Here is a 9,525-nt window from a genome sequence, read left to right on the forward strand (position 1 = left end):
GAGCGCGTGGTGACGACGGGCTGAGGCACCGTGCTCGCGGTGGCGGTGGGGGCGTAGGACGGGGCGGAGGCCGTGCCGCTCGCCGGGTCCACCAGCTCCACGCGCAGCCCGGCCGGCAGCCGCGACAGCCTGCCGTGCCGGCCGGTCACCCGGACCTGTACGCCGTCGGCCGGCCCGGTCCACAGCGGCTGGGTTCCCGCGCGCACCCCACCGGCTCCGGCATCGGGCCCGGCCTCGGGCGTACGTACGTCGAGTTCCAGCTCACGCCAGTCGGACCAGACACCGGTGACCCTGTCACGCGTACGGACCTGTGCCGTGCCGTCGAGCTCGGCCCGCGGGTCGGCCCAGGTGACGCCGAGCATGCTGAACGGCTCCGTGCGTCGAGCCGGCAGCGCCCGCTGCGCGGGATCGGAGCCGTGCAGCGCGATGCTCCGCACTCCGGCCGGATGCTGCGCCGCAGGCGTCACCGGCGAGGTGAGTCCGAGGGTCGCGAGGGTGACGGCGGTCGTCGCCACGACCCTGGCCGTACGACGGAAGAGGTGGGGAGTCACTGGGCTCCTTCGGGGGCTGTGGATGCTTCGGGGGTGGGGAGGTCACCGCTGCACGTGGTGCGGCCGAAGGCACCGGTGGCGATGGCGCGCTGGACGTGCCGGCCGCTCACGGTCAGGGCGCAGCTGGCCGTACCGCCCTTATCGCCGAGGGTGACGTCGACGATCGGGGCGGCGCCCAGCGGAACGCTCACGGTCTTCCGCCACGGCAGGCCGGCGTCCGGTACGACGCCCGCCGTATCGCCGGCCCCGCGGTAGGAGATGTCGGCCGCGCCCTCGCCGAGCACCTCGTAGGTCACCTCGACGGTGGGCGTGGCCGCCCGCTCGTCCGCCGGGTCCTCGCCGGAGTCGAGGACCCCGTAGGTGACGAACGCGCCGCAGGCCAGCAGCAGGGCCGCGGCGACGGCGACGCCGCCGCGGTCGGCGAGCCGTTCGCGGGCGGTCCGGGAGACCCCGGTGGCATCCGGGGTTCCGCACTCGTCCGGTCCTGCCGGTTCTTCGGTCGTCGGCATGGCCAGCCTTCTGTAGACGTGAATTCGGCTGGGTTATACACCATCGGATTGCAGGAATGCCAGGCACCGGAGAATTCGGGCACGGCGGCCTCAATGACATCGATTGTGCCCGCGAAATGCCTTGTTTGCGCGCTCGGTTGACGGCGCATCACCTGTGTGGTGAGGATCCTCCCGCCACGATCGACTCACCTCTGACGAGGCCACTTTCCCGTGTGCGGAAGGTGGCCTGATCCGTCATGCCTCGAGGTGCTCCGGCCGAGGTCATGCAGAAGGACATGAACCGCGGTCACCTCCTGGCCAACGCGCTGGGCGTGACCGCCCACTACACCGGCCGAAATGGCGCTCCGGACCACCTGACCATCAAGTGGCTGAACATGGACACCGGAGAAATGCCGCTCGAGCCCATCACGATCTGGAACACGCCTTCGGGGCTCCAGCCCTGAGTTAATCGGTCAGTTCGCAAAAGATACAATGGGTGTGGGTGAACACCGTTGGCGGTGTTCACCCACACCCTTCTCCTCCTGAAAGGTTGCTGTATGTGGGTGCAGCGTGTGATCGAGCTGAGCGGTTGGGAACCGCTGGGGCTCTCCGTCGACTGGGCGGCGATGGAGGAGGAGTTGCAGTTCCCGCTGCCGGCGGACTACAAGGAGCTCTTCGAGGCCTTCGGTGGTGGCGTGTTCTCGGAGTCCGTCTTCTTCCTCGCGCGTGACGAGGGTGCCTCCTTCGACTTCCTCACGCAGTGGCGCGCGGCGCTTCGGGTCGATCAAGACGGAACGTACGGCAGTGTTTCCGCCGTGGATCCCTACTCTGTTTACGCCCCGGGCGGCGAGGGCCTGGTCGAATGGGGCGCCACGGAATGGGGCGATGAGTACTGCTGGCTCGTCGATGCCAAGCGGCCCGGGGAGTATCCCATCCTCGAGCGGGGCGACGGCGGCGATCGGCACCGTTACGACATGTCCACTTCGGAATTCCTCTACCGAGTTCTCACGGACACCGATTTCCGGCCTTTCGGTATCGCGCAGTACGACCTCGGCGTGACGTTCAGTCCCGGTTCCGGCGGCGAAGACGACGCCTGAAAGAGCTCGGTGGAGGAGAAGTGCACGTGAACAAAGGTCAGGTGGCGTGACATGGGGCGCGCTCGACGCGGAACGCGGCTGGCATGGGTGCTGGGCCCCACCGGATCGGCTCTGGCTGTGGGCGCGATCCTGGTGATCGGCAGCAGCTACGGGTCGGCCAAGGTCAACAGCGATTCCATGGCCCCGACCTACTCGTCCGGAGAACTCGTCTTCCTCGAGAAGATCGACGCGGGCGAGACGGAACGGGGCGATGTGGTGTTCTACCGGACGGCGAATCGCTACCAGGGCATGCCCGTCCTGCAGCGCGTGATAGGCCTGGGCGGCGACCGCGTCCGGCAGAGCCCTGGCGGTCCGGTGACGGTGAACGGGAAGCCCCTGGCCGAGCCATACGTGAAGGACGGCGATCCGTCCGGCACGACCCCCGCGTACGACGTGGTCGTCCCCGAGGGGCGGCTCTTCCTGCTCGGCGATTACCGCGCGAACTCCTACGACTCCCGCTACTTCCTCGCGGAACAGTCGGGCAGCGTCGCGGCCACCGCGGTCCAGGCCCGCGTCCTCGACAGCCGCGCCGGCCTGCTCCTGTGGGCATCGGCAGCGCTGCTCGGGCTGCTCGCCGCCGTCGGTGGCCTCGCGGCGGGAACAGTCTCCTGGGCCAAGCGGCGGGCGGTCGGCTAGCGTGTGGCCAGCCGCTCCAGCAGGGCGGCGCTCCGTGCCGGCAGTGCCCGCTCCTCGTCCGTGAGTTCGGCTTCGATGGCCTGCGCGCGCCGACCGGCCCTGCGGCCGCGCTCCGCTTCGAGCGCGGCCCGGCCCTCGTCCGACAGCTCGATCAGTGACTCGCGGCCGTCCGTGGGGTGCGCCCGGCGGGTTCCCAGTCGTCCCCGTGCGTTCGATCAGGTCTCCTCGGTGGTCCGCGGCCGACCGGATCGCTTCGAGGCGCCCGTGCTGTGGGGGAGCGGGGTGAGGGTGAAGACCCGGATGTCGCGCCGGCTGCGCTGGGCGTAGTCGTCGAAGCAGGGCATCCAGGTGAGGAGGTCCGGCCGGGCCGCGTCCTGTTCCTCGGGAGTGAGCCGGTGCGCCCGCACCGGCAGGAGACTGCCCTGCCAGTCGACGACGGCGTAGGGATGGCGGAGCAGGTGGTACGACCAGGCGGGGTGCCGGGGCCGGCCGAAGTTGGTCGCCATGACGAGGTAGGCGCCTGTCGTGGTCCGGCCGGCCAGCAGGGGAGTGCGGCACGGAGTGCCGTCGCGGCGGGTGGTGTGGAGGATCAGGACGGGAACCAGCAGGCGGCTGGGCATCCATCGGCCTGTGGTCCAGCGGTGCACCTGACGGTCCAGGCGAGGCAGCAGGCGCGGCCCCCAGTGGTGCAGGAGCCGGCTGTTGCCCACTCTGCGCAGGAGTCGCTGCCGGCGGTCGGCGGTCCCTGGCGTGACTGGGCGCGGTGCCGTCATCGGTCTCCCTTGGTGGACGGCCACCCCGAGGACGGGAAGGGATGGCCGGTCAGTCGTTGGGACAGCCGCCACAGTTGCTCGACGGTGTCGGGGTCACGTGCTCGTCGCGCGGCGCGTACCCGCAAGGGGGGACCGGACCATTCCCATCGCCCGCCCGGGCCCAGGAATTCGCCGCCGGCGACGCGCGGGTCGGTCGCGGCACGCACCAGCGGCCAGGCAGCTTGGGAAGGAGAGTGCCATCGCGCCTGCATCCTCTCCAGCAGTCGTGCCTCGAGGCCGCGGCCGTCGGCGCGCAGCGCGCTGGAGCCCAGGGTGGTGTTGACCAGGCCGGGGTGGGCGGCGATCGCCCGCAAGGGCACCTGGTGGGACTGCGCCCATGCCGCGAGTCCCTGAGTGAACAGCAGGTTCGCCAGCTTGGAGTCGAAGTAGGCCCACCATCGGTGGTACCGGCGGGAGGGGAGGGGACCGTAGGGACGGCATCGGCCCAGCCAGTGCAGGACGGAGGAGACGTTCACCACCCGCGGTCGGGGTGCCTTCAGCAGGGCGGGCAGCAGGTGGCCGGTCAGTGCGAAATGACCGAGGTGGTTCACGGCGAAGTGCATCTCATGGCCGGACGGGGACCGGGTGAGTGGAAGTGCGGCCACCCCGGCGTTGTTGATCAGCACATCCAGCCGTCCTCCGACGAGGCCGACGATCCGCTCGGCGGCCTTGCGGACCTGGTGCAGGTCGGCCAAGTCGCAGGCGACGCTGTCCACCCGCGCCGCCAGGACTCGGCGGCGCACCGTCTCAGCCGCCGCACGTCCTTGCACGGCTGAGGGACAGAGGATGATCAGACGTGCGCCGTGACGGGCCAGGTGCTCGGCCGCCGCGGCGCCGATGCCGCGGGACGCGCCCGTGACCACTGCTGTGCGCCCGGAGAGGTCGGCCATCTCCGCCGGTGTCCACCCGTCTTCCGCCGCCCGCCGGCGCCGCCACGGCCCAGGAAGGTCAGCACCACCACACTCCGTCACCGCACGTACACGCCTCCGTCGCCGTCATCCGGCCCGCTCCGTTCAACGACCACCGACCGGGGCAGGCAACGGCCGACGTCACCGTGACGGCGCCCTCGGCACCGGCCACGCTTCCGTTCGGTCCGCGCGCGAGTGCCGCCCGCCGGCCACGTCATGTCCCGCCGACCGGGCTTCAGTCGGCGCGCAGGCGACGGGGTGAGGACGAGGCCGTGATGGGCCGGCCGTAGTGGCGGGTGCGGAAGCAGAAGGTGAGCAGGGCCAGAACGCTGGTGGCGGCGAACCAACGCAGGGCGAGGGCGGCGCAGGCGAAGGAGTCCGTCGTCGTGAAGGAGGCGACCAAGGCCGCTTGCGCGGGCCCGTACAGTGGCAGCAGGCTCAGCCATGGCTGGTCTCCGGCCGGGTTCGACACCGGGCTCTGCATGCCGACATCGATCAGTGTGGCCATGACCACGACGAAGAACCCTTCCAGTTCGCTCCGCAGCACGAAGCCGGCCATGATGCCCAGTCCGCCATAGGCCAGGATCGCCGCTGCCAGGGCCGCGGCCACCGCACCGGGCTGGGCCAAGGGCCAGGACAGCTGCAGCAGGGCCAGGGTGTAGCCGGTGAGCAGTGCTGCCACGAGGAGGAGGGCGACAACCTTGGCGACCAGCAACTGCAGTCGGGGGTAGCCGGCCAGCACCAGGCGCAGGTCCATGTCCCGGGCACTGAAGGTGGCCATGAACATCATGAAACCGGCGATCACCGTGACGGCGTGCAGGGAACTGGAGACCTGGATGGTGCGGTTCATCGACGCGACGACCTCGACGCCGAGGGCGCTGCTGCTGAAGGTGATGTCCTTGTTCAAGGCGGTGGCGCGGACCAGGTAGATCCAGGTCGGAATGAAGAAGGCGATCATGGCCATCGCAAGGCGGTTGCGGAGGTGACCGGTCAGCGTGAAGCCGAGGGCCACCGCGAACGCCGTCCACTGGTGTCTCATCGCGGCGCTCCCTCCTGGTGCAGCCGGCCGTCGCGCAGATGGTGGACCGTGTCGAAGTACTTCAGGTCGTGCAGCAGGTGGGAAACCACGACCACCGAACGCCCTTGGCCGCGCAACTGCCCCGCCAGCTGCCAGAAGCGCTGGTGCGTGTCCCAGTCGAAGCCCTGGTACGGCTCGTCGAGCACCAACAGCGGCGGGTCGTGCATCAGCGCCAACGTCAGGTTGAGCTTCTGTCGGGTGCCGCCACTGAGCTCGCCCGCCCGAGTGCGTCTCTCGCCGCCGAAACCGAGCAGCTCCACCAGCTCCCACGCGCGATCCAGCCGGGGCAGCCGGTACGCGACCTGGAACAGCCGCAGATGCTGCGCGACCGTGAGCGTGTCATTGACCACCGCCTGCTGAGGGCAGTACCCCAGCGCGCTGAAGCGCCGCACGGTGCCGCGGTCCGGCGTGAGTTGTCCCACCGCGATGCGCAACAGCGTGCTCTTGCCCGAACCGTTCTCGCCCACCACTCCCACGAGCACCCCGGCCGACACCGTCAGATCGACGCCGCGCAACACCGAACGCCTGCCGTAGCTCTTGTGCACGGCGCTGATACACAGTCGTACGTCTGATGCCATGGCACCCGATTCCTCACCGCTTGCCCACCCGTCACCGTCCCCCGTACCAACGCGAGCGCGTGACGCACGGACACGCCTGACCAGCTCTCGCCTGCGCACGGAACCACTGGGGTAGCGGGGCGACAGGCTGAGACACGGCTGATTCACCCGGTGGCACCCACCGACGGTTCACAACAGCCGACCGACCGCCATTCCGGAGGCCACCTTCGGGGTGGTCGGCTCGTTCTCGTGTCGTGGCGATGATCACCGTAGAACACGACAGCACCCGACTGGCCCGGCGGCTGAGCCAGTACTTCTCTCCTCCCGTCATGCCGGTGGTCGCCGGCAGCGCAGTCAGCTGGCGCGCCACCTGGCCCCACCACGAGGGACTCTGGTGGGGACTGTGCGGCAGCGGTTCCTGGGCGCTGCTGTGCGCGGTCCTGGTCCTCATCGGCGTGCGCCTCGGGTGGTGGCCCACCATCGTTCCTTCGCAGCGCGGACCCCGGCTGACGATGCTGGCCACGGCCGTCGCCGCCGCGGTAGCCGTGTGGCTGGTCTGTGGCGTCCTGGGCGCCCCCGTGCCGCTGCTGGAGTTGGGAAGCACCGCACCCCTCCTGGCCGCCCTCCTGCTCGCCTGCACTTGGGCCACGAACGTCTCCCTGCACACCAGCGCGGCAACCGCCGGCGTCACCCTGCTCACCCTGCAACTGGGCAGCGCATGGGCCCTGCTCTACCTGCTGGTCGCAGCGATCGGCTGGGCGCGCCTGCACCTGCGCGTCCACACGCCCGTGCAGGTCGCCATGGGCGCCGCGCTGGGGGCGGCGGTGTGCGCCGCCGTCGTCTGTCTCACTCGTTGACCGCATCCAGCGGCCGAAAGCCCCACCGTGACCCTCCTGTACGGTGACGTACGAGGCGCCGGAGCCCGGCGCCGAGTCGTACCCGGCACGCATTCGGCCCGATCTCGGTGGACGCGGTGGTGGAGGTGGACCCGTGGCGATGACGCCCCCCCGCAGGTCATGGCGATGGGCCGCGGCGGTATGGCTGGTCCTCGTGGCCGCCGCGGGAGGCCTGACTCTGTGGTGGCAGGACTCGGCGGTGCCGCAGCGGTACGGCTGGGAGGAGACCGCTCCGACGCCACCGCTCCCCGAGGGCTGGGAGTCGGCGTGCGCGGGCGCCACACCCGACGAGAACGGCCGGGCGCTCTGCTTCGTCAGGACCCGTTAGACGGCCTGCCGGTTCGCCCCGCCGGGGACGGGACTGACCCCTCGTCCGGGCGGATCCCCTCTGTTACTGCCGTCCACCGGGAGCGGAGGAGGGCGACCGACCTTGATCAGTCGAAGGTCGCCTCGTGCACCTGCACGACCTCGAGGGGCTCGGTACCGAACGCTCCTTCGACCAGCGGGCGGGCGGCGCCGAGGTCGTCGACGCCGACGGTCACGAACCCGCGCTCGACGATGGCGACCTCGAGGAGCTGGAAGGCGCCGTCCCAGCGGTTCATGTCCTCGCCGATGCGCTGGGCGGGGGCCTCCAACTCGGTGCGGCTGACGTCGGTGTCGTGGAAGCGGACGGTGACGCCCTTCTCCGCGGCCGCGCAGACGGCTTCCTCCAAGGCGGCCGACGGGATCCGCCAGACCTCGGCGGCTCCCCGCGCCTCGTCGACGGCGAGACCCGGGTAGACGTCCGCGTGCGGTCCGGCAGCCAGTTCGCCGATACGGGCGAGGGTGCGGAACAGCGGCGTGTCGTCCGTGCCCTCCGAGGAAGCGTCAGGCCCGGGACGGCTGCCGACGCGCCCCTGCGGCGACGCGGCCGCACCTGGCGCTCTGGTGTCGACCTGGAGCCCGCCGTCGGTGTGCCCGGTCTCGCTCGCGTCGACGTAGAGGGTGAGCCCCACCAGGACCGCGGCCGAGGCGGCCCCCGCCACCCAGCTGCCGTACTTCATGAGCCCTCCGTCCCTTGCGCCCTGCCTGTCGACACTGAGACGTGGGACGGGGCCGAAACGTTGTGCGGAAGCGCGAAAGGAGGGCGACACGTCGCGCCGAATCCCCGCCGGGGCCTGCGCGACTCCGGTCAACGGCTGGGCAACACCGCTGGACCATCGAACGCACCAGTCAGTTCTTCTTCAGCTCCTCGGCGAGCATCACAAGAATGCCGCTGGGACCGCGTACGTACGTGAGCTTGTAGACGTCCTCATAGGTCGCCACACCGCGAAGCGGACGGCATCCGTGTCTTGCGGCCGTCTCAAGGGCTTCTTCGATGTCGTCGACTGAGAAGGCGACGCGATGCATGCCGATCTCGTTGGGACGAGTGGGCTCCGACTCGATCGCTTCGGGGTGGATGTACTCGAAGAGCTCAAGGCGACCGTGACCGTCCGGCGTCTGGAGCATCGCAATGTTGGCGTGATTGCCATCAAGACCGACGGCGGTGTCGGTCCACTCACCACTGACCGTGTCACGGCCGACGACCGTGAGGCCGAGGTCGGTGAAAAAGGAGATCGCTGCTTCGAGGTCGCGCACGGCGATGCCGACGTTCTCGAATTTGATGGCCATGCGGTGCATGCTACCGAGCCTGGCCCGATCGAGTGCTTGCGGCAAGGGCGCAGTCGAGTACCAGGGCACCGTCCAGGTCGACCGTGACCTGCCTGTCCACCAGCGTCCGCAGCGGGTGTGCCCGCCGACCACCGGACCCGGCTACGCACGTCGGACCGTGCGGACCGTGCGAACCGGGTGGCCTGCAGAGCCTTCTCGCCGAAGGCGTCCAGTCGGTGACTCACCGCCCGGTGGCGGTCATGGGAGGGAGGTCGTGGGCCACACTGACAGACCTTTTAAGCTGCTGTCGGCCAACACATCTGTACGGGGGAGAGGCCGATGAGCCATACGACGGAGGTCTTCCGGCCACTGCAGGCGGACGATCCTGCCGCAGTGGCCGGTTTCAGGCTTGCCGCGCGGCTCGGCGCGGGCGGGATGGGCGTGGTCTACCTGTCGCACACGCAGGGCGGCCGGCCGGTGGCGATCAAGGTCGTACGGCCGGAGCTGGCGGACGACCCGGACTTCAGGCGGCGGTTCGGCCGGGAGATCAAGGCGGCGCGCCGGGTCCGGGGCGCGTACACCGCCGAGTTGATCGACGGGGACGCGGACGGCGAGCCGCCCTGGCTGGCCACGCTGTACGTGCCCGGGCCGTCCCTGGCCGAAGCGGTCGCCCGCCGCGGGCCGCTGCCGGTGCCGGCGGTGCTGTGGCTGATGGCGGGGGTGGCCGAGGCGTTGCAGGCCATCCACGAGGCGGGCGTCGTGCACCGCGACCTGAAGCCGTCGAACGTGCTGCTGGCCGCGGACGGGCCCCGGGTGATCGACTTCGGCATCGCG

General features: G+C 70.4%; 13 protein-coding genes and 2 pseudogenes. 6 read left to right on the top strand and 9 right to left on the bottom strand.

What is annotated here, in order from left to right:
- A pseudogene (locus CCN42_RS28395) lies at nt 1-551 on the bottom strand (N-acetylmuramoyl-L-alanine amidase); the annotation flags it as partial.
- Complete coding sequence (locus CCN42_RS41620; protein WP_107427654.1) at nt 548-1,060, bottom strand: MmpS family transport accessory protein; 513 nt, start codon at nt 1,058-1,060, stop codon at nt 548-550. The pseudogene CCN42_RS28395 and the gene CCN42_RS41620, both read right to left, overlap by 4 nt.
- Nucleotides 1,061-1,296: 236 nt before the next feature.
- On the opposite strand from CCN42_RS41620, the gene CCN42_RS28405 reads away from it, so the two are divergent.
- The 3 genes from CCN42_RS28405 (at nt 1,297) to lepB (ending at nt 2,811) form a co-directional block, all read left to right on the top strand.
- A complete protein-coding gene (locus CCN42_RS28405) occupies nt 1,297-1,503 on the top strand; it encodes a hypothetical protein (RefSeq protein ID WP_143662034.1) in 207 nt (68 codons plus the stop codon).
- A 108-nt stretch (nt 1,504-1,611) separates the two neighbouring features.
- Nucleotides 1,612-2,136, top strand: coding sequence for an SMI1/KNR4 family protein (locus CCN42_RS28410; RefSeq protein WP_158102138.1), 525 nt, complete (start codon nt 1,612-1,614; stop codon nt 2,134-2,136).
- 117 nt (nt 2,137-2,253) lie between these two features.
- A complete protein-coding gene (gene lepB, locus CCN42_RS28415; protein ID WP_245877504.1) occupies nt 2,254-2,811 on the top strand; it encodes a signal peptidase I in 558 nt (185 codons plus the stop codon).
- On the opposite strand, the pseudogene CCN42_RS44865 reads toward lepB, so the two are convergent.
- The 5 genes and pseudogenes from CCN42_RS44865 to CCN42_RS28440 form a co-directional block, all read right to left on the bottom strand.
- Nucleotides 2,808-3,008: pseudogene (locus CCN42_RS44865) on the bottom strand (MarR family transcriptional regulator); the annotation flags it as partial. The gene lepB and the pseudogene CCN42_RS44865 overlap by 4 nt on opposite strands.
- Before the next feature lie 18 nt (nt 3,009-3,026).
- Nucleotides 3,027-3,431: a nitroreductase/quinone reductase family protein gene (locus CCN42_RS28425; RefSeq protein ID WP_245877505.1), complete on the bottom strand. Its 405-nt coding sequence runs from the start codon at nt 3,429-3,431 to the stop codon at nt 3,027-3,029.
- 149 nt (nt 3,432-3,580) lie between these two features.
- Nucleotides 3,581-4,513 (bottom strand): SDR family NAD(P)-dependent oxidoreductase, encoded by a 933-nt coding sequence (locus tag CCN42_RS28430; protein WP_086739887.1) that lies wholly within the window; start codon nt 4,511-4,513, stop codon nt 3,581-3,583.
- Nucleotides 4,514-4,766: 253 nt separating this feature from the next.
- Nucleotides 4,767-5,570, bottom strand: coding sequence for a hypothetical protein (locus tag CCN42_RS28435; protein ID WP_086739889.1), 804 nt, complete (start codon nt 5,568-5,570; stop codon nt 4,767-4,769).
- Nucleotides 5,567-6,187 (bottom strand): ABC transporter ATP-binding protein, encoded by a 621-nt coding sequence (locus tag CCN42_RS28440; protein ID WP_086739890.1) that lies wholly within the window; start codon nt 6,185-6,187, stop codon nt 5,567-5,569. The genes CCN42_RS28435 and CCN42_RS28440 overlap by 4 nt, the downstream gene beginning before the upstream one ends.
- A 239-nt stretch (nt 6,188-6,426) precedes the next feature.
- Between CCN42_RS28440 and CCN42_RS28445 the strand changes: the two genes are divergently transcribed.
- Nucleotides 6,427-7,023 carry a phosphatase PAP2 family protein gene (locus tag CCN42_RS28445; protein WP_143662035.1) on the top strand — a complete coding sequence of 199 codons (597 nt, stop codon included), beginning with the start codon at nt 6,427-6,429 and terminating at the stop codon, nt 7,021-7,023.
- A gap of 139 nt (nt 7,024-7,162) precedes the next feature.
- Nucleotides 7,163-7,390 carry a hypothetical protein gene (locus tag CCN42_RS28450; RefSeq protein ID WP_086739899.1) on the top strand — a complete coding sequence of 76 codons (228 nt, stop codon included), beginning with the start codon at nt 7,163-7,165 and terminating at the stop codon, nt 7,388-7,390.
- A 106-nt stretch (nt 7,391-7,496) separates the two neighbouring features.
- Here CCN42_RS28450 and CCN42_RS28455 read toward each other — a convergent pair whose 3' ends face one another.
- Both CCN42_RS28455 and CCN42_RS28460 read right to left on the bottom strand, forming a co-directional pair.
- Nucleotides 7,497-8,105 carry a hypothetical protein gene (locus CCN42_RS28455; RefSeq protein ID WP_086739894.1) on the bottom strand — a complete coding sequence of 203 codons (609 nt, stop codon included), beginning with the start codon at nt 8,103-8,105 and terminating at the stop codon, nt 7,497-7,499.
- 169 nt (nt 8,106-8,274) lie between these two features.
- Complete coding sequence (locus CCN42_RS28460) at nt 8,275-8,712, bottom strand: VOC family protein (protein ID WP_086739900.1); 438 nt, start codon at nt 8,710-8,712, stop codon at nt 8,275-8,277.
- 318 nt (nt 8,713-9,030) lie between these two features.
- Here CCN42_RS28460 and CCN42_RS28465 point away from each other — a divergent pair.
- A partial coding sequence (locus tag CCN42_RS28465) for a serine/threonine-protein kinase (protein WP_143662036.1) occupies nt 9,031-9,525 on the top strand: 495 nt, incomplete at its 3' end.

Source organism: Streptomyces glaucescens, from assembly GCF_002154375.1.
GTDB classification, from domain to species: domain Bacteria; phylum Actinomycetota; class Actinomycetes; order Streptomycetales; family Streptomycetaceae; genus Streptomyces; species Streptomyces glaucescens.

Bases quoted from the DNA above. Each gene is read 5' to 3' on its own strand.
- CCN42_RS41620 (WP_107427654.1), bottom strand. From the start codon at position 1,060: ATGCCGACGACCGAAGAACCGGCAGGACCGGACGAGTGCGGAACCCCG.
- CCN42_RS28405 (WP_143662034.1), top strand. From the start codon at position 1,297: ATGCCTCGAGGTGCTCCGGCCGAGGTCATGCAGAAGGACATGAACCGC.
- CCN42_RS28425 (WP_245877505.1), bottom strand. From the start codon at position 3,431: ATGCCCAGCCGCCTGCTGGTTCCCGTCCTGATCCTCCACACCACCCGC.
- CCN42_RS28430 (WP_086739887.1), bottom strand. From the start codon at position 4,513: ATGGCCGACCTCTCCGGGCGCACAGCAGTGGTCACGGGCGCGTCCCGC.
- CCN42_RS28435 (WP_086739889.1), bottom strand. From the start codon at position 5,570: ATGAGACACCAGTGGACGGCGTTCGCGGTGGCCCTCGGCTTCACGCTG.
- CCN42_RS28440 (WP_086739890.1), bottom strand. From the start codon at position 6,187: ATGGCATCAGACGTACGACTGTGTATCAGCGCCGTGCACAAGAGCTAC.
- CCN42_RS28445 (WP_143662035.1), top strand. From the start codon at position 6,427: ATGATCACCGTAGAACACGACAGCACCCGACTGGCCCGGCGGCTGAGC.
- CCN42_RS28450 (WP_086739899.1), top strand. From the start codon at position 7,163: ATGACGCCCCCCCGCAGGTCATGGCGATGGGCCGCGGCGGTATGGCTG.
- CCN42_RS28455 (WP_086739894.1), bottom strand. From the start codon at position 8,105: ATGAAGTACGGCAGCTGGGTGGCGGGGGCCGCCTCGGCCGCGGTCCTG.
- CCN42_RS28460 (WP_086739900.1), bottom strand. From the start codon at position 8,712: ATGGCCATCAAATTCGAGAACGTCGGCATCGCCGTGCGCGACCTCGAA.